The 17,295-nt window shown below is 63.7% G+C and carries 17 protein-coding genes and 3 pseudogenes; 9 read left to right on the top strand and 11 right to left on the bottom strand.

The features are described from left to right. Positions 1-92: 92 nt before the first annotated feature. Positions 93-424, top strand: a pseudogene (locus K6I40_RS21260) (hypothetical protein). 84 nt (positions 425-508) lie between these two features. On the opposite strand, the gene K6I40_RS21255 reads toward K6I40_RS21260, so the two are convergent. Further along, positions 509-826, bottom strand: a complete 318-nt coding sequence (locus K6I40_RS21255; RefSeq protein WP_222916299.1) for a hypothetical protein — start codon at positions 824-826, stop codon at positions 509-511. 228 nt (positions 827-1,054) lie between these two features. Between K6I40_RS21255 and K6I40_RS29050 the strand changes: the two are divergent. After that, a pseudogene (locus K6I40_RS29050) lies at positions 1,055-2,130 on the top strand (hypothetical protein). A gap of 13 nt (positions 2,131-2,143) precedes the next feature. Continuing rightward, the gene (locus K6I40_RS21245; protein WP_222916297.1) at positions 2,144-2,905 is read left to right on the top strand and encodes a class I SAM-dependent methyltransferase; all 762 of its coding nucleotides are present in this window, start codon (positions 2,144-2,146) and stop codon (positions 2,903-2,905) included. Between the two features lie 206 nt (positions 2,906-3,111). Here the strand turns inward: K6I40_RS21245 and K6I40_RS21240 are convergent, their stop codons facing one another. Further along, positions 3,112-3,501, bottom strand: coding sequence for a PadR family transcriptional regulator (locus K6I40_RS21240; protein WP_222916295.1), 390 nt, complete (start codon positions 3,499-3,501; stop codon positions 3,112-3,114). Between the two features lie 230 nt (positions 3,502-3,731). Here K6I40_RS21240 and K6I40_RS21235 point away from each other — a divergent pair, with 230 nt between their 5' ends. Together K6I40_RS21235 and K6I40_RS21230 are read left to right on the top strand one after the other, a co-directional pair. Next, positions 3,732-3,995 carry an ArsR family transcriptional regulator gene (locus K6I40_RS21235; protein WP_222916293.1) on the top strand — a complete coding sequence of 88 codons (264 nt, stop codon included), beginning with the start codon at positions 3,732-3,734 and terminating at the stop codon, positions 3,993-3,995. A gap of 352 nt (positions 3,996-4,347) precedes the next feature. After that, the gene (locus K6I40_RS21230; protein ID WP_222916291.1) at positions 4,348-4,719 is read left to right on the top strand and encodes a hypothetical protein; all 372 of its coding nucleotides are present in this window, start codon (positions 4,348-4,350) and stop codon (positions 4,717-4,719) included. 195 nt (positions 4,720-4,914) lie between these two features. On the opposite strand, the gene K6I40_RS21225 is transcribed toward K6I40_RS21230, so the two are convergent. The 5 genes and pseudogenes from K6I40_RS21225 to K6I40_RS21205 form a co-directional block, all read right to left on the bottom strand. Further along, complete coding sequence (locus K6I40_RS21225; RefSeq protein ID WP_222916289.1) at positions 4,915-5,976, bottom strand: prenyltransferase; 1,062 nt, start codon at positions 5,974-5,976, stop codon at positions 4,915-4,917. Beyond that, positions 5,973-6,695, bottom strand: a complete 723-nt coding sequence (locus K6I40_RS21220) for a class I SAM-dependent methyltransferase (RefSeq protein WP_222916287.1) — start codon at positions 6,693-6,695, stop codon at positions 5,973-5,975. Before K6I40_RS21220 ends, K6I40_RS21225 begins: the two co-directional genes overlap by 4 nt. Before the next feature lies 1 nt (position 6,696). Further along, a pseudogene (locus tag K6I40_RS21215) lies at positions 6,697-8,066 on the bottom strand (glycosyltransferase family 4 protein). Between the two features lie 247 nt (positions 8,067-8,313). Further along, positions 8,314-8,874: an NUDIX domain-containing protein gene (locus tag K6I40_RS21210; protein ID WP_222916285.1), complete on the bottom strand. Its 561-nt coding sequence runs from the start codon at positions 8,872-8,874 to the stop codon at positions 8,314-8,316. A 75-nt stretch (positions 8,875-8,949) separates the two neighbouring features. Beyond that, positions 8,950-9,921: a diacylglycerol kinase family protein gene (locus K6I40_RS21205; protein WP_222920425.1), complete on the bottom strand. Its 972-nt coding sequence runs from the start codon at positions 9,919-9,921 to the stop codon at positions 8,950-8,952. A gap of 42 nt (positions 9,922-9,963) precedes the next feature. Between K6I40_RS21205 and K6I40_RS21200 the strand changes: the two genes are divergently transcribed. Beyond that, positions 9,964-10,722: a CehA/McbA family metallohydrolase gene (locus K6I40_RS21200; protein ID WP_222916283.1), complete on the top strand. Its 759-nt coding sequence runs from the start codon at positions 9,964-9,966 to the stop codon at positions 10,720-10,722. An 84-nt stretch (positions 10,723-10,806) separates the two neighbouring features. On the opposite strand, the gene K6I40_RS21195 is transcribed toward K6I40_RS21200, so the two are convergent. Beyond that, positions 10,807-11,085, bottom strand: a complete 279-nt coding sequence (locus tag K6I40_RS21195; RefSeq protein ID WP_222916281.1) for a hypothetical protein — start codon at positions 11,083-11,085, stop codon at positions 10,807-10,809. A 92-nt stretch (positions 11,086-11,177) separates the two neighbouring features. Between K6I40_RS21195 and K6I40_RS21190 the strand changes: the two genes are divergently transcribed. Then, entirely contained in the window at positions 11,178-12,689 is a 1,512-nt protein-coding gene (locus tag K6I40_RS21190; protein ID WP_222916279.1) for an amidase family protein, read from the top strand. Between the two features lie 18 nt (positions 12,690-12,707). Here the strand turns inward: K6I40_RS21190 and K6I40_RS21185 are convergent, their stop codons facing one another. Then, on the bottom strand, positions 12,708-13,121 hold the full coding sequence (locus K6I40_RS21185; protein ID WP_006430489.1) for an Lrp/AsnC family transcriptional regulator: 414 nt from the start codon (positions 13,119-13,121) through the stop codon (positions 12,708-12,710). Positions 13,122-13,223: 102 nt separating this feature from the next. Between K6I40_RS21185 and carA the strand changes: the two genes are divergently transcribed. Further along, positions 13,224-14,300, top strand: a complete 1,077-nt coding sequence (carA, locus tag K6I40_RS21180) for a glutamine-hydrolyzing carbamoyl-phosphate synthase small subunit (RefSeq protein ID WP_222916277.1) — start codon at positions 13,224-13,226, stop codon at positions 14,298-14,300. A gap of 189 nt (positions 14,301-14,489) precedes the next feature. Beyond that, the gene (locus tag K6I40_RS21175) at positions 14,490-14,861 is read left to right on the top strand and encodes a DUF5518 domain-containing protein (protein WP_222920424.1); all 372 of its coding nucleotides are present in this window, start codon (positions 14,490-14,492) and stop codon (positions 14,859-14,861) included. 266 nt (positions 14,862-15,127) lie between these two features. On the opposite strand, the gene K6I40_RS21170 is transcribed toward K6I40_RS21175, so the two are convergent. Both K6I40_RS21170 and K6I40_RS21165 read right to left on the bottom strand, forming a co-directional pair. Beyond that, on the bottom strand, positions 15,128-16,114 hold the full coding sequence (locus K6I40_RS21170) for an FAD-dependent monooxygenase (RefSeq protein WP_222916275.1): 987 nt from the start codon (positions 16,112-16,114) through the stop codon (positions 15,128-15,130). 1 nt (position 16,115) lies between these two features. After that, positions 16,116-17,291, bottom strand: coding sequence for an ABC transporter substrate-binding protein (locus tag K6I40_RS21165; protein ID WP_222916273.1), 1,176 nt, complete (start codon positions 17,289-17,291; stop codon positions 16,116-16,118). Positions 17,292-17,295 lie beyond the last annotated feature (4 nt).

The following is a 17,295-nucleotide window of genomic DNA, read 5'->3' as shown; positions in this document are numbered from 1 at the left end:
GACGGCGAACTCCGAGCGGGCGCGATCGCTCCCGATTGATCGGCCGATCACGGTCGAACCTGTCAGGTCGGCCAACCGTGAGGGCTTTTACGATGCGGGCGAACGATCTGATAGTGAGCTCGAGCGACGACAACGGCTACGTCCACGATCCAGCGGCGTTCGATGCCGATGCGGACAGCGAACAGGGTGGCGAGCCGGTCGTTGAGGGGGACGAACCGCCCCATCCCGCGACGGTCGACCGCGAATTTGACTGGCGCGGCTGGATCCTCATCGGTGTCCTGTGCTTCGCCTTCCTCGTCGCTCCGACCGCGATCTACCTCGTCCCGCCGGGTGCGGAGGGTATCGCTTCGCGCTGTTGATTCTCCCGCTTGCACCCGCACTCTTGCTCGCGATCACCGCCGTCTGGGCGACGACGCGGCCCTGAACGCGGTCGACGGCGAGCCTGATTGGCTGATTGACTGGGCGACGAGAATATCCGGCGAAAACGAAACGGAGAGCGATGCGTAGGCTACGCCTGAGCGTCTTGGACACTCTCAAGTCGCTCGAGGACGACCATGCCGTGGTCGATGTCCCGGTCAGGCGTCTCCTCGTGATCGACGTACGCGGCGAGCGCGTCATAGATACGATTGGCCTGGGAGGCAGTGAATCGATCCGTGTCGCCGTCGGTCTCGAGCGTCTCGACTGCCTTGAGTACCCATTCGGGTGGCCGTTCGTCCGCGTCGAGTGCCTCGTCGAGGCGGTTCGCGAGGACGTGATGGACGACCCATTGTTCGTCTCTAGAGAGCGTGACTTCGTACGTCTCGGTTTCCGGTGGTGAGGAGCTCATTTCGTCAGACGGGACCGGATTTGTCGGTCCTCAGTCAACGCTACGAACACCTGCATAATAAGCCTTGTTACCGCATGGCATAGTTGCTGCCTTCAGTCGATACGTGCCGAGGGTGGGAAACTCGAGTGCTCAATCCGACTCTCCTGTGTCGCTGTTACTGACAGTCCGTTCGGCGATCAAAAGCTACTAACAGAATCGCGACCAGAGAACAGACAGGAGCCGACGCTGATGGACCTCGCGACGTTATCCGGGAAGATCGCGACTGGACGCATCGGATACACGCTCTCACGGCTCGTCCCCGCCACGCCGATCTGGGAGCGCGAGTGGGACGTCTGTTGTATCCTCGACGGCTGCCGGCTCGATCTCATGCGCGAGACGGCCGCGACCGGTCACGAGACGCTTCCCGACCCCGATTCGGTTGGTTCGCTGTGGTCGGTTGGGTCCCAATCCGCCGAGTGGATGGACCGGACCTTCGCCCCCGAGTACCGCGAGGAGATGGCCCGCACCGCCTACGTGACCGGCAACCCCTTCTCTTCGCAGTCCTGCGAACACATCCTTGTCACCTCCGACGAGGTTCTGCCGCTCGAGACCGACGATTTCGGCGTCTTTCACGAAGCCTGGCGGGACGGCTGGGTCGACGACGACATCTCGACGATCCCGCCCGATCCCCTGACCGACGCCGCGATCGCGATCTGGCGCAACCGCCAGGAGTTAGAGATCGACCGCATCGTGGTCCACTACATGCAACCCCACGCCCCGTTCCGGTCGCAGCCCGGCTGGTTCTTCGGCTCGGCAGATATCAAACACTGGGGGCAGTTCACCGACGGAGAGGACGACGACGATGTCGACCTTGAGGACCTCACTCCCGCGGAGCGCGAGGCGCTCGAGGTGTTGGCCGAGGCCGAGGCCGAAGCCGAGAACGACGACGAGACGGACTCAATGAACGATCCCTGGATGCGCCTGCGCGACGGCGACCTCTCCTACGAGGCAGTCTGGACGGCCTACCAGGATAACCTTGAGTGGGTCCTCGACGACGTCGCGCGACTGCTCGCGAACTGCGACGGACGGGTCGCGATGACCAGCGATCACGGCAACGCAATCGGCGAGTTCGGCGTCTGGTCGCACCCGCCCGGAACGCCGGTTCCCGCGCTCCGCCGGGTCCCTGGGCGGTCCGCGAGGGGCGAGACCGAGGGAGCTTCGATCCCGCCCTTCCCGAGGGAATTCGTGAGGATGGGGCGAACGGTGCGGACGACGCGGACAGCGGCGAAATCGAATCGCGCCTCGAGGCGCTGGGCTACCGGTGACGGTGGTCGATTGATGCCGTCCGCGACCCTGCGGGACGCGGTCTACGCTCTACGGAAGGCCCGATTGGGGCTCGAGCGCCGCCGACTCGATTACGGCGCGGAGACCCGCGAGCGGGCCGACCGGCTGGCCGCGGTGCTTCCGGCGTCGGCCGCCGAACTTCGCGAGTACGAGCGGGAGTACGACGACCTCGAGTGGTTTCACGACAGCTACGCCGATCGTGTCGCCGAGATTCACGACGCCGGCGTCGCCACCGACACCACCCACTGGCGCGACGGGGTGACGATCTACGTGGTCTGTCGCGCACTGGGGGTTGAGACGGTTGTGGAGACCGGCGTACTGTTCGGCTCGTTCGACGCGCACATTTTGGCAGCGATGGAGGAGAACGGCGGCGGAACGCTGCACGCGGTAGATCTCCTCGGCGGGCCGCCCGGTCCCTTCGAGTACGGCCACCTGATTCCGGATCGCTGTCGGGACCGCTGGCGGCTTCATCAGGGGGACGCACGGGAGGTGCTTCCGGCCCTGCTCGAGTGCGTCGGTCCGCTCGATCTGTTCTTACACGACTCGGACCACCGGCTGCCCCACATGCGATTCGAGTACGAGACGGCGCTTCCGCGGATCGCGTCGGGTGGTGTCTTGGCGAGTCACGACGTGCGACTCTCGAGGCTATTCGATCAGTTTGCGGAAACCAACGGGCTTCAGTCGTGCGTGGTCTGCGACACGGGGATCGGTCGACTCCCGTCCTCGAGCGCCCGGCGGGACTCGAGACGGTCGTGAGGGCTGGTTGGTCCGAACAGCCACACCCCTACTCGACGACGACCGCGCCTTTCATCCCCTAGCGATGGGGCTCGCAGACGTAGAGGTACGTCCCAGTATCCTCGAACCGGTGTTCGAAGGTAAATCCCTCCTCGCCGTCGAATTGGGTTACTCCGTGCGAGACTCAGGAAATAGATTGCCCTCGCCTCAAACGGCCGTATCGCTCCTTATCGGCCGTGTCGGAGGTCACAGAGGACTGCCAGTCGTTCGGCCCGCTGGATGAGCAGCGCGCGCCCGGCACCTGTGAGACGGTAGGTGGGGACGTGGCCGGCGGGTTCGTCGCGTGTCGTGACGAGACCGCGTCCGACGAGCGCGCGCAGGTTCGGCTCGAGTCGGACCCGGCTGACGCGGGGATAGCGGCGCTCGAGGGTCCACGTGATCCCCGACGGGGAGCAGGGCTTGCCATCGTGCTCGCGCCGGGTGATGGCCTCGAGACAGTCCCGTTGGAATCCGGTGAGTTCGACCCACGCGCGCCGGCCATCTGTTATTGGTTTATTTGGGGGTGATGCATCTGCTCGAGCGGGAGGTTCAAGGTCCCGCGAATCGTCGTCGTGCATGGCTTTCAGTGGATGACGGAAGCCACGCGGGCCGGTGGTTGGGTCACCGGGTCCGCGTTCTCTCGAGGACCAATTCGGGTAGCTATGGGTCCGTCTAGCTTCCGTGCGATGAACTGATGATTGGCTCTGACTTAAAATTTGATCCTATATAGCATCATAAGTTCACTGTTGGAGATCATCATCCAAGAGAGCACCCCCAGTTATAGCGGCACATGGAGATTCGCTACTGAATGCGCCCGCTGGTTTCGTGGATGACGAAATCCGATCCTGCGCTGCTTGAGTTCTTTGAGGAAACGGGGATAGCGATGCCACCAGCGGTGGTCTCGTACAACATCGACGGCGTCTCTCATCCGACAGTGAAACGCCGTCTTCCGATCTTGGAAGAACACGGACTCCTTCGAAAAGTCGACGACGATCGTGGCTATTACCGAATTACGGATTGGGGTCGTGCCTATCTTGAGGGAGAATTAGAGAGCGAAGATCTTGAACCATGATAGCGAGATGAACCGCGCGAGCGACCACTCGTTGCTCCACATACTCCTACTCACGACCACGGAAAATTCTATTTTTCTACATACTGAATCGCCTCTTTCGCGCCATAACCGGCGGAACGTGCCGCCCTTCAGAGAAGAGAGGCGGATCAACCGATAGATAGACTCGCGAGATGTACACGACGAGTCACAGCTTGTGTGCACATACGGGAATCTGATTCCGTTCACGTGCAACCCTATGGGATCTTAGAAAGTCAGAAAGATATAAATAAGGTTGGACATATAATCAATTGTTTAACTATATTCAGGACGATGTCGGGTAACATTTAACAGTGTGGGGGAGTTATTTCTCTTAATGGCTATTACCGAAGTCGTTCTGGGTTCACTTATTGCGATAGTTGTGACGCTAATATTCGATTATAAGAGATTAAGAGATCAACGAAATCGTCTTCGCGAAGCGCTTTTGACCGAAATAGATATAATCGATTCTGATCTCAATTGGATCTGGGACAATGTTCAAATATATAATGATTTTGAGGGATTTATTGAAGGAGATAGAGAGCTAACTTATGAATATTATCCGGAGGGAAAAGAAGACTATATTCAATATTTCTCGGATAATCCTGACCGTATCGAAACCATCCCAGATTTGACTAGGAAGCGCATTGAATCGGTGATGGAAAGTCACCCAATATTCGATAATAATCTATCAGTTATAATATATTAAATAAAGAAGAAATGTCTGTAATTGTCAGGTTTTATCGAACTCTAACCAGATTCAGCGATTCTTCAGATTTTTCAGACATGAGAAATCACCGGGGTTGGATATTAGTGGCTCAAGATCGCTCCAAGGATGCTCAAACAGTATTGTCTTAACTTGAGCCGCCTTTTAGCATATCTGGGCACTCTCACCTAAATCAGTTCATTCGAATAGCGGATCAGTAAACAGATCCGCGGCCCCCGACACCCCTGACAGCGCATCCGCGGCCAGCACCGCCGCACCCGCAGTCCACGTCGGCCGGTCACCCGGCCAGAACGCCTCGTCCTCGAACTGATAGCCCGTCCAGAAGACGCCCTCGTCGTCGGTCCACTGAAAGAGCCACTCGAGGACCTCGCGGGCGCGTTCCGTCCGACCGACCGCGGCCAGCGAGACGACGAGTTCGCATGACTCGGCGACGGTCACCCAGGGTTCGTCCGCGACGCAGCGACAGCCCAGTCCTTCTTCGAGAAAGCGATCCATGCCGGCCTCGAGGCGCTCCCGTGCCGGCCCGCCGGTCACCACGCCACAGAGGACGGGATAGAACCAGTCCATTGCGTACCGAGACTTGCTCTCCCAGGTGCGGTCGAAGCGGTCGGGGCGAGTCCGGATCGCCTCGCCGAGGTGGGTGCGGGCTGCGAGCCAGCGGTCATGCGCGTCGGTATGACCGAGTTCGCCTGCAATCGCTGCGCCACAGGCCAGACTCTTGTAGATTGAGGCACAGCCAGAGATCAGTGCGTCCTCGTAGACCTCGCCGTCCGCGCCGACGGTCCAGTAGATTTCGCCGGACGGAGCCTGCTGGTCGCACGCGAACGCGACGGCGTCCCGGACGGTCGGCCAGAGCTCCTCAAGGAACTCCCGATCGCCGGTACAGAGGTAGTGGTGCCAGGTACCGACGGCAACGTAGGCGCTACGGTGGGTTTCCTTGCGCGGCTCGTCGCCAGCGTGGGCCCCGTCGTTGCCGTCACTGTCGGTCTCGCCGTAGGTCGCCCACAGTGCGCCGTCGTCGTGTTGTGCGTCGGCCACCCAGCGGTACGCGCGGCGAGCGGCCCCGTAGCGGCCGGCGACCGACAACCCCATCGCGCTCTCGACGTGGTCCCAAGGGTCGGCCGGCCCGTCGGGATACCACAGGATGAGCCCGTCCGACCGCTGCACGCGCTCGATATAGTCGACCGCGGGCTCGAGCCCCCAATCCTCCAGTGACTTCCCCGATGAAACGTTACTCACGCTCTTGCCTCCAGCTCGAAGTAGTAGACGACGCTCTTGCCGACGATGGGATCGAGCGCCTCCTCGAGCAGCCGCACTGGCCGGGGCGACTCGAGGACGTCCCACTCGAGGAAGCGGTCGTAGGCCCGCAGCGGAAGCGGCGGCTCGCCCTGCTCGTCGCGGTCCCACCAGAGACACTTGAGCCACCAGTAGGGCGCGTGCAGGGCGTGAGCGAAGTGGCCGTCGACCCGTTCGAATCCGCGTCGTTCGATGGCTGCCTGTAACTCCTCGCGGTCGAAGATACGGACGTGTCCGCCCTCGACGTTGTGATAGTCATCTGACAGCGCCCAGCAGACCCGTTCGGGCCCCGCTCTGGGAACGCTCACCGCGAGCGTGCCGTCGGGCGCACAGACGCGTCGAAGCTCGTCGATGGCCGACTCGTAGTCGGGCAGGTGCTCTAAGACCTCGGTACAGCAGACGACGTCGAACGCGCCGTCCCCGAAGGGAAGCCTGAGCGCGTCCCCCGAGAGAAAGGTGACCGGCACGTCCGACTCCGGGGCGATGTACTCCGCGTGATCATCGCGGGCCGCTTTCAGGTTCTCCCGCTCGAGGTCCAAACCGACGACTTCGGCGACGTTCTCGAGGGCAGCGGCGTGGACGTGACGGCCCTCGCCGCAGCCGACGTCGAGGACGCGCATTCCCGGGGTCAGTGTCAGCCGGTCGAAATCGATCGTCTCCATATCAGGCACCCTGTGACCGCGTTTCGATGGCGTTGCGATACGTGTGCACCGTCTCGCGGGCGGCCCGCTTCCAATCGAACTCCTCGACGATACGCTCCCGTCCCCGCTCGCCGAGTCGACGGCGGCGCTGGTCGTCCGCAAGCAGGTCCCGGACGGCGTCGGCCAGCGCGTTGGCGTCGCCCGGGTCAACGAGGACGCCGGCGTCGCCAACCACTTCGGGGAGCCCCCCGCCGGTTGTGGCCACGACCGGAACGCCACAGGCCAGCGCCTCACCCGCCGGGAGCCCGAATCCCTCGTAGATCGAGGGGACGACCGCGACGTCGGCGGTCCCGTAGAGTTCGACCATTCGCTCGTAGCTGATCTCGCTGTGGGTCTCGATCGCGTCCCCGATTCCCAATGTCGAGATCAATTGATCGCAGTCACCGCCCTCGTCGAACTCGCCGACAACGACGAGTTCGGCGTCGATCTCCTCGCGGACGGCCGCGAACGCCTCGAGCAGATATCGGGTTCCCTTGAGAGGAACATCGGCGCTAACGGTCGTCATCACGCGCGGACGATTGGCGCTCCGATTGACAGGTTCGAACAGGTCCGTGTCGATGCCGTTGTGGACGACGCGGATCGACTCGGGGTCGGCTCCGAAGTCGGTGACAGTGCGGTGTTTGGCCGACTCGGAAACGGTCAGAATGTGGGGAGTTCCTGAACGACCTCGCGTTGCATCCGGAGGAATCGATACCAGCGCCGGATCAACAGCCGCTCCCCCCAGTCGTCGGCCGCCTTGAGCGCGGCGTCGCGGTCGACGGTGATCGGATGGTGAACGGTCGCCACGACCGGGTGGCCCCGCTTGCGGAGGGCACGAAGTCCGTGACAGAGCGACTGGTTGTCGTGGACGACATCATATGCGGGCTGGTGCTCCTCGAAGTAGTCGACGACCTGCCGGCCGAAGACGTAGGGATCCGGAAACCCGCCGGTGAGTGCACTCAGCCATTCGTACAGGGCCAGTGGATCGCGGAGATAGGACGAGTCGAACTGTCCCAGCCGGTCGAGTTCATCGACGATGTTCTCGCCGGGCAGTTTCACGAGCCCGACATCATCGTCGAGTTCGGGATACGGTTTCCCCGAAATGACGTCGACAGAGTGACCGAGGTCGGTCAACGCACGGCTCAGATATTTGACGTAGACGCCCTGTCCCCCAGAATACGGGTTCGATCGATAACTCAATAGACAGATATCGAGCGGCTCGTCGGCAAGCCGCTCCACGCCGGCCGACGGCTCCGACTCCGCCGTCGCTTCCGCGGCGGTCGACCCCCTTACCGACGCGGACGACGTAATCACACTCCCCCGAAGAAGACGTCTGAGCGTACCAATGACCATCGCAGTCTATCCTGCATGTGTGGGCACTCCCCCATAAACCTCCCGCTCGTGTACTGTTTCCGGACAGTGTTCGGTCGCGAGAAGTAGCTCCGTTCGGCGTCGTCTTTCGATCACGAAACCACCGTTCGTACGCTCGAGTGGCCAGCTTCGCCTGGACTCATCTCCGACGAACGCCGTTCTCGAGTCGGGTAGTTTGACCTCGTGTCGAGCGTATTACTGGTTCGGTGTGAGTCGATCTGTCGCCGTCTTACCGGACATCCCGGCGCATGGCGATCTCGAACCACGGGCAGAGTCGCAGCTGTCGGTACCACTCCGGGTTCGAGTGGAGTCGCTCGTAGGGAACCCACAGCAGGCCGGCGACCTCCTCCTCGTCGGGGTCGAGGCTGCGATCGGACAGCGTCACCTGCAGGACGGCACAGACCTCGTGCTCGACGCCCGCGTTCTCGAAGTAGCGCTTGTACTCGAAGCGGTCGGTCACCTCCAGGTCGTCGTATTGGTCGGGCGTGATCCCCAACTCCTCCTCGAGTCGCTGGCGGGTCGCCTCCTTCTGACTCTGGCCCTCGACGGGGTGGGAGGCGACGGTGCCGTCCCAGTGGGTGCCCCACAGGCGCTTATCCGGCGCTCGCTGGGCGAGCAGGACGTTCCCCTCGCCGTCGAAGACGAGCGAGGTGAACGCCCGGTGGCGAATGCCATCGCCCGTGTGAGCGTCGAGACGGTTGACTAACTCGAGTTCGTTGTCGTCAGCGTCGACAGCGATCACGTCCTGTCCTGCGTTCTCGTGTTGCAGGTCCTCTTCCGGCGTGCTCATACCCGCACAATTACGGCGGCTCTTGAAACCAGTATCGTCTCGCCTCGGCTGTTTCGAATCGATAGCGTCGGTGAACTACTGATTCGCAGGCGTCCCGATGGGCCACCGCTCCTCCTCGTCGGGATTCGGCCGATAGCCGTCGCCGACGGGGAGCGTGAGCGCGCCAGGGTCCGTCTCGAGCCGGACAGTTTCGGTCTCGAGCATCTCGCCGTCGAGGCTGTACTCGATCGAGTCCTTGCGGCTCTCGATCACCAGCGACGGCGTTCGGCGGCGGACGATGTGGGTGCTTTCCTGCCCGAACAACCCTTCGAGGGCCGCGCCGCCGAGCAGATCGGTCGCCGCGGCGTCCTCGACGATCGTGACCTCGAGCAGGCCATCCTCAACGTTCGCCTGTGCCGTTCGCACGCCGGTGAACCGTCGGCAGTTCCCGATGAGGACGAATAGGGCCTCGCCCTCCCAGGCCTGGGCCGTCTCGCCGTTCGGACCCGTAGCCGTCTCCACCCGCAGGGGGAGCGAGTCGAACTTGCCGACCGTCTCGACGGTGTTCTTCACGTACGCGAGCACGCCGAGATCCGCCTTGCTCTCCGGAGTCGTCTCGCTGCTCGCCTCGGCGGTGATCCCGCCGACACAGGAGTTGACGAAGATTCGATCGTTCGCTGTCGCGATATCGATCGACCGCCGTCGGCCGTTTTCGATCACCGTAAACGCGTGCTCGAGCCCCTGAATCCCGATGTTGGTCGCGAAGTTGTTCCCCGTTCCCGCGGGGACGACGGCGACGGTCGTCGTCTCGAGGGCGTCCGCGGCGGCGACGCCGTTGACGACGGCGTTGAGGGTGCCGTCGCCGCCGGCCGCGGCGACGAGATCGGCATCGGGTGCAACGTCGTGGGCGAACCGCTTCGCGTCGCCGCCCTCCTCGGTCTTTCGAATCTCGAAGCCGTGGTCGTCCGCGAGTTCGACGACGTCGTCGACGTGATCCCCGCTCCCGCTCACGGGGTTGAGGACGAGAACACGCTCGCTCGCCTCCGCAGGTGTCATACTGCAGTGCATGCCGGCCGCATGCAAAAGGGTCTGCCCGGCGTTTGCTCTCCTATGTACGCGGTCGATCTCCATACGCACACGCGATTCTTCCACGGTCGGCGGTCGCTCGGCGACCGATACGACCCGCTCGGCGTTCGACTGCTCACCGAGATGGCCGAGCGACGTGGTCTCGACGGCGTCGCGACAACTAACCACGATTACTACACGGCGTTCGATCCGTCGCCGGACGTCGAAACGTTGCCGGGGATCGAGATCACGACCGACCGCGGTCACGTCCTCGTCGTCGGGCCCGACCCGCCGGTGGCAACGAAACCCGGCGCACTCTCCCCCAAGGAGGCGGTCGCGCTGGCACACGACCGCGACTGTGCTGCGATCGTCGCCCATCCATTCCGGAACAGTACAGTCCGGGAACTCGAGGACGTCCCCTTCGATGCGATCGAAGTCAACGGCAAACACCCGCGCTCGCAGCCGCTCGTCGAGGAGTTAGCGAACGGGCGTGACCTCCCGCTAGTCGGCGGGAGCGACGCTCACTACCCCTTCGAGGTTGGGCGGGCGTACACGGTCGTCGAGGCTGATCGGCTCACGCCTGCGTCGATCGTCGACGCAATCCGCGATGGCGACGTCAGCGCGCGCGTCTCCCGCACCGGATTCGATCGCTTGCTTCGGCGCGGCTATCGGGCGATCCACAACCGGAAACAGGTGATCGACGCGATCGAACGGCCGACGCCCGGCGTGGGGAGGCCGCCCGGTGAGGAGGAAGCACCGCCCGGTGAGGAGGAAGCACCGCCCGGTGAGAAGGAAGCTGACTGAGAGACCGACGCGTTACAGCCGCCTGATAAACCCCTCTGCGGTGGCGCGCGGCAGTACGCGGGGATTGATGGAGCAACGACGCCGTCACCCGCTGGGTCGCCTGAACGTGTAGACTACGTCGTCAGCGTCGATCGTGAGGGATCCCGCGCCGTGATCCACAACGAGATCGACCTCTCCTTGTTGCTCGAAGTCGTGGAGCGGCATCCCCGTGCTGACGCGTCCGGTCCGCGAGACCTCGAGGTGTGCGGAGCCGAAGTCGATCCGTATCCGATCGTCGCCGGTGGTCACGTCTCCGGTCTCGCCGAACCGGTGCAGTTCGTCGATCACCGTGTCCCAGTCACTGAGCTGGATCCGGTTTGCCATCGGTTTGTAGACGACGACTGCGAACTAATACCGCCGGGCGACAGATTCAGGTCCCTGGTTCGGGACTACCCTGTACGGATTCGAACCATCTCATGTCCACATCGCCTACTGACTCGTTCGATCTCGTCGAGGCGACCATCGCCGACATTCACGCGGCCATGGCAGACGAACGCGTCACCGCCGAAGCGCTCGTCGACCGCTATCTGGCGCGTATCGACGCCTACGACGGCGATCTGAACGCGATTCTGACGATAAACGACGACGCTCGCCGGCGTGCTCGTCGGCTCGATGCGCGGTTCGAGAGCGACGGGTTCGTCGGCCCCCTCCACGGCGTTCCGGTCGTCCTCAAAGACAACCAGAACACCCACGACATGCCGACTACGGCGGGGTCGGCAGCGCTCGCAGAGTCCACGCCGTCACGCGACGCGTTCGCCGTCAAGTGGCTCCGTGACGCCGGCGTCGTCATCATCGCGAAGGCGAACCTGCAGGAGCTGTCGTTCGGCGTCGACACGATCAGCTCGCTCGGCGGTGCGACGCGGAACGCCTACGACCTCGATCGACGGCCGGCGGGGTCCAGCGGCGGCACTGCGGCGGCTATCGCCGCGAATCTCGGCGCTATCGGAACGGGGACCGACACCTGCTCGTCCGTCCGGTCACCGCCCGCATTCAACGATGTCGTCGGTGTCCGCCCGACCAGAGGGTTGGTTAGCCGGACGGGCATCGTCCCGCTGAGCGAGACGCAGGACACGCTGGGTCCCATCACCCGGACCGTCGCGGACGCTGCGCGGCTGCTCGAGGTCGTGGCCGGCTACGACCCCGAAGACCCGGTCACGGCCAGGGGCGCGGGACAGGTTCCGGCGGACGGCTACGTCTCCCACCTCGACGATGGCGGTCTCGACGGTGCACGCATCGGCATCGCCCGGCAGTTCTTCGGTCTCCAGAACGAGGAGAACGCGTCCGCGGCCGACGCCGAGGCGGTCACTACCGTCGTTGAGGATGCTATCGAGGCGATGGAAGCGGCCGGTGCGACGATCGTCGACCCCGTTGAGGTTGTCGACGTCGACCGCCTCGCGAGCGCTCGAGTGCTTCAGTACGAGTTCGCGCGTGACTTCGACGAGTACCTGTCGGAACTCGGGGACGCGACGCCCCACGACTCGTTGACCGAGGTCGTCGACACGGGAACGGTCGCCCCATCGATCGAATCCCGGTTGGGGGAGGCCGGTATCCTCGACGTGGACACCGAGTCGCTGGACAAGAACGTCGGGTACCTCCGGCGACTCCGGCGGCGACGGCGACTCGCGGAGACGACGCTCTCGAGGCTGGTTGAGCACGACCTCGACGCCATCCTGTATCCGCCATCGACGATTCCTCCCGTCGAGATTCCCGAACACCAGCCGTTCGAAGAGATGAACTGCGAGCTGTCCGCGCATACGGGACTGCCCGCTATTGTCGTGCCGGCCGGCTTCACGGACGACGGGCTCCCGGTCGGTATCGAACTGCTCGGCAGGGCGTTCACTGAATCCCGCCTGTTCGAACTGGCGTACGCCTTCGAGCAAGCGACCGACAACCGGCGGCCACCCGATCGGTTCGGGGAACTCGACTAACACGTTTGACCGCTCGTCCTAGCCGAGCTCTTCGTCCAGAATCAGACGCGTTTTCGTGCTCACGACCTCCTCTTGATCGCGCGCTTTCGTGATGAGATCGTTGACCCCGCGTGTGTCCGCGGCGTCGACCACGAGCACGACGTCCTGCTCGCCCGAGACCATCCAGACGAAGTCGACCTCATCCCATTCAGCCATCCGCTCGGAGACACCCTTGGTGTCGACGTCGACTGCGACGCTGATCTCGAGCATCGCCTGGACGTTGCCGGTCCGGGTCGAAATGGTGAAGCGTTCGATGACGTCGTCGTCCATCATCCGCTCGACGCGGTTGCGGACGGTCCCCTCGCTCGTTCCGACCTCGTCGGCGATCTCGGTGTACGGCGTTCGGCTGTCCCGCCGGAGGATATCGAGGATCTGTCGGTCCAGGTCGTCCATGAAGATGCGTACCTACGTGTGACTTGCACTTACCGATTACGAAAATCGTAACTGAGCTTCGAAGACAACACTTATGACGGTCCATCCGATACGTAGATCGTAATGACGGAAGCCTACGTCGCACTGGAAGGCGGCCACGTACTCGAGGGGCGTGGTCGTGCGTCAGGAACGGCTCGCGGTGAAATTGTTTTCACGACAGCATACACCGGCTACGAGGAGAGTCTGACCGACCCCTCCTACGAGGAGCAGATTCTCACGTTCTCGTATCCGCTGATCGGTAACTACGGCGTCCGCGAGGAGCGTTTCGAGGACGAGCGCGTCCACCCCCGCGGCGTCGTCGCGAAGGAACTCACCGAGGACGTCGTCGACTGGCTCGAGAGTGAGGGCGTTCCTGCGGTTGACCACCTTGATACCCGCAACATCGTCACCGATATCCGCGACGGCGGTGCGATGAAGTGCGGCATCGCCGTCGGCGAGGACGTCACCGAGGACGACGCCTTAGAGCAACTCGAGCAGTGCAAGGCCATGAGCGACCACACCGACATCGGCGCGCAGGTCAGCGTCGACGAACCCACGGTCTACGGCGAGGACAACGACGGCGAGACCGTCGCCCTGATCGACTGCGGCGCGAAGGGTTCGATCGTCGACTCACTGGTCGCACGCGACGCGACCGTCCACGTGCTACCCTACGACACGAGCGTCGCCGATGTCGAGGCCGTCGACCCCGACCTCCTGTTCGTCTCGAACGGCCCCGGCGACCCGGTCAACTTCGAGCAGGCAATCACCCTCGTCGAGGAATTCGTTGAGGACACCCCCGTCGCCGGCATCTGTCTCGGCCAGCAGATCGTCGCCGAAGCGCTTGGCGGCACCACCGAGAAGATGACCTTCGGTCACCGCGGTGTCAACCAGCCCGTCCTCGATCTCGAATCCGGGCAGGTCGTCATGACCACCCAGAACCACGGCTATACCGTCGCCGACCCCGGTGAGCACCTCGAGATCACCCAGATCAACGTCAACGACGACACGCCGGAGGGGATCGACGGCATCGAGTACGACGTCATCACCCGCCAGTACCACCCCGAAGCGAACCCCGGTCCCGAAGACACCCTCGACTTCTTCGACGACGTGCTCGCGATGGCCGAATCCCAGACCGAGCAGGCCGTTCCCGCCGACGACTGATCGCCGCACGCGAGTTTCGTCTTCTCTCGTTCCAACCGTCCTCCCGTAGCGACTGCACCGACGCGACCGTGACTCGAGCCGGAACCGTATCGGTCGGTCGCCCGCGGGATAGTAGCACTCGTGTCGCTACACAATAGTTATATTTCCACCAACACTATCGGCACGTATGGCTCGTGATCGCAGTCTCCGATCCCCTTAGCGGACGATAGCTGGCGGTACGCGATCGTCGGCGGTCTCGTTGCGTTCCCGTTTACGACGGTTGCCTACTGGCAGACCGGGAGCGAAATCGGCCTCTGGCCGGTGGTGTTCGGCGGACTCCTCGCCGGCTATCTCTACGAAGGACCGTCGGCCGTCCGCTCTCGAGTCGGTTTTCGGGCCGGGCTCATCGGTGCGCTACCGATGCTGTGGTTCCTGGGTGACGCGCTGTGGCTCGTCCACGTCGAAATCGGCGGGTCGATAGCGTTGCGGTCGTTCCAGACCGCCATCGCGGTCGTGATCGTCGCAGCGATGTTCGCATTCACCGGTCTGGCGGCGATGGTCGGGTCGCGAGTCGGGGACTAGCTGAGCGGGAAAGTCGGGCGCTACCGACCCCCCGTCGTCGCCCGGTAACGACTTGCTGTGAAGAGTCAACCGGCGCACCAGCGCGACCGCTGTGGTCCGCGACGACTCAGAACTCGCCGGTAACGATCTCCGTGACACGCTCGCGGTCGAACAGGGTCGCATCATCGAACGCGTCGGGGAAATCAACTGAAAAGACACGGACTCCGTTGGTAGATCCATCGCAGGCGAGATGGAACCGAAGCCGACGAACTCGGAGCGAAGATTCGCTATTCGGATCGCTCGAGCGCCGCCGCCCGCTCGAGGATCGCCGCGTCGTCGACGGCCTCGAGTAGCACCTCGTCGTCGAGGATGTCCGCGAGCCGCCGCTGGCCGCGCTCGGCTCGCCGCGACGCGGTCTCGGTGTCGATGTAGGTCTCGTCGCGATCGGCGACGTAGGATTCGGCGAGCCGTCTGATCTCGTCGGCGTCGCGGTCATCGGGTGCGGTCGCCGCGAGCCGGTCGACCCACCGCTCGGGATCGGCCCACTCCTCCTGTCGGTCCTCACGGTCCCGACGCCAGTCGTACTGCGTTGCGAACGTCCCCCAGTACCCCTCTCTCTGGCGCAGGTCCCGGAGCAGCGCCCGAGCGACCGTTGCGCCGTGGCCCGCCGTGATGATCGCCTGATCGCCGCACCCGGCCAGCGGGCCGGCGACGTAGAGCCCGTCGACCGGCGTCCGTCCCTCGTCATCGGGATACGCGCGGTCGAACCGCTCGATGCTCCCGTCGGCGCCGTCCTCGGTGACGAACAGCGCCCCGTCGTCGTCCAGTCCGCGAAGGTACTCGCCGTCGTACTTCGTCGCGGCGACGACGAATCGGGCCGTGAGGGGGTCGCCCTCTTGGGGCTCGAGTCGGAACCCCTCGCGCTCCGCCGCGCCCTCGGGTTCGCCGTCGTCCTCTTCGAACTCGTCGTCCGTGAGCGCAGCGACCGATTCCACGAGGTCCTCGCGGAGGCGACACCCTGCCTCTACGGCGTGGGTCTGCGCTAACTCGAGGAATGTCTCGACGTCGATTCCGCAGGGGAAGCCGAGGTAGTTCTCGAGGCAGGCACACCGGCGCAGCGAAGAGGAGCCGCGATCGAAGACGACCGTCTCGAGGCCGTACCGCGCGGTGAAGACGCCGGCCGAGCAGCCCGCCGGGCCGCCGCCAACGATGGCGACATCGGCGTCAAACGCGCGGTCCGCGTCACCGTCGCCGCTGGGGGTCTCGCCCGTCATCTTACGCTCCGTCGGTGACGATCTCTGCGACTCGGTCGCGATCGAACAGTTGCTCGTCGGCCGGAATCTCCGGATACGGGTCGCCCGACGCGTAGCCGGGCCACTCACCGAACTGCTCGGGATAGAGCTGTTTGGCCGTCATCTCGAGCTGGAACAGGTTCATGATCGGCCCTTGGTACCGCATACCGCTGGCGAGGACTCGATCGTTCTGTACCGCGGTCAGTTCGCTGCCGGCAGCGTCGTTTTTCAACCGCTCACGGACGTTCTCGATGGCATACCGCGGCGTGATACCCCAGAGGTGGAGGACGACATCCGGGTCGGCCTCGAGCATCGTTTCGTAGTCGACTTCGCCCCAGTCGCCCGACCACTCGACGTCGGCGAGGGCGTCGTGAGCGCCGAGCGGTCGCGTTTCGGCCTGCCAGAAGCCGGGCGTGTTGAGGTGATACGCATAGAACACGCCGTCTCCCAGCGTGACTCTGGCGACAGTCGGTCGCTCGCTCTCGGGCGGGAGGTTTGACTCGATGTGCGACCGTGTCTCCGCGTAGAGATCGGCGAGCGCCTCGTACCGTTCGCGTTCCTGAAAGACGGCCGCCACTTTTTCGAAGAGTTCCCAGAGGGTGTAGTATTCGTAGCTGTCGGCGTAGGCCGGTGCCGGCTCGCTGTGGACCCCGCTGTGAAAGTTCCCGATCCACGGGCCGATCGTCTCGGCAATATCCGCGATATCGGACGCGGTCCAGTTGTCGTCGGTCTTTACCACGTACGACGGATCGAGAAAGTGGACGTCGCTGTCGAGGGCGTACAACTGCTCCTCACTGAGCCCGTCTTTGAGGGGGTTCTGTAAGCCCTCCCACTCGAAGGAGACGCCCTCGAGTCGCTCATAGAACGCGTTCATCGTTGTCCCGGACATCTCGGGGGCGAAGAGCGTCTCCACCGCGTCACCGTGGCCGAGCGCGACCGCCATGTCCGCGTACTGGGGGAAGGTGACGAACGCCGTCTCGGGGACGTCGTCGAACCCGACTTCGCCCATCGGGGCCATCGTTACGGTATACGAGCCGGTTCCGTTCTCCGAGCCACCGCTGCTCTCGCTGATACAGCCGGCAAACGCCGCGCTCCCGGCCGCGATCCCCGTCGCGACGAACGATCGGCGACTTCGATCAGACTGCCGTGTCGAGCCCATACGG

It is taken from the genome of Natrinema sp. SYSU A 869 (assembly GCF_019879105.1).
GTDB lineage: Archaea > Halobacteriota > Halobacteria > Halobacteriales > Natrialbaceae > Natrinema.
This window is presented reverse-complemented; position numbering and strand designations above follow the sequence as displayed.

Bases quoted from the DNA above. Each gene is read 5' to 3' on its own strand.
- K6I40_RS21255 (WP_222916299.1), bottom strand. From the start codon at position 826: ATGAGCTCCTCACCACCGGAAACCGAGACGTACGAAGTCACGCTCTCT.
- K6I40_RS21245 (WP_222916297.1), top strand. From the start codon at position 2,144: ATGCCGTCCGCGACCCTGCGGGACGCGGTCTACGCTCTACGGAAGGCC.
- K6I40_RS21240 (WP_222916295.1), bottom strand. From the start codon at position 3,501: ATGCACGACGACGATTCGCGGGACCTTGAACCTCCCGCTCGAGCAGAT.
- K6I40_RS21235 (WP_222916293.1), top strand. From the start codon at position 3,732: ATGCGCCCGCTGGTTTCGTGGATGACGAAATCCGATCCTGCGCTGCTT.
- K6I40_RS21230 (WP_222916291.1), top strand. From the start codon at position 4,348: ATGGCTATTACCGAAGTCGTTCTGGGTTCACTTATTGCGATAGTTGTG.
- K6I40_RS21220 (WP_222916287.1), bottom strand. From the start codon at position 6,695: ATGGAGACGATCGATTTCGACCGGCTGACACTGACCCCGGGAATGCGC.
- K6I40_RS21210 (WP_222916285.1), bottom strand. From the start codon at position 8,874: ATGAGCACGCCGGAAGAGGACCTGCAACACGAGAACGCAGGACAGGAC.
- K6I40_RS21205 (WP_222920425.1), bottom strand. From the start codon at position 9,921: ATGCACTGCAGTATGACACCTGCGGAGGCGAGCGAGCGTGTTCTCGTC.
- K6I40_RS21200 (WP_222916283.1), top strand. From the start codon at position 9,964: ATGTACGCGGTCGATCTCCATACGCACACGCGATTCTTCCACGGTCGG.
- K6I40_RS21195 (WP_222916281.1), bottom strand. From the start codon at position 11,085: ATGGCAAACCGGATCCAGCTCAGTGACTGGGACACGGTGATCGACGAA.
- K6I40_RS21190 (WP_222916279.1), top strand. From the start codon at position 11,178: ATGTCCACATCGCCTACTGACTCGTTCGATCTCGTCGAGGCGACCATC.
- K6I40_RS21185 (WP_006430489.1), bottom strand. From the start codon at position 13,121: ATGGACGACCTGGACCGACAGATCCTCGATATCCTCCGGCGGGACAGC.
- carA (WP_222916277.1), top strand. From the start codon at position 13,224: ATGACGGAAGCCTACGTCGCACTGGAAGGCGGCCACGTACTCGAGGGG.
- K6I40_RS21170 (WP_222916275.1), bottom strand. From the start codon at position 16,114: ATGACGGGCGAGACCCCCAGCGGCGACGGTGACGCGGACCGCGCGTTT.
- K6I40_RS21165 (WP_222916273.1), bottom strand. From the start codon at position 17,291: ATGGGCTCGACACGGCAGTCTGATCGAAGTCGCCGATCGTTCGTCGCG.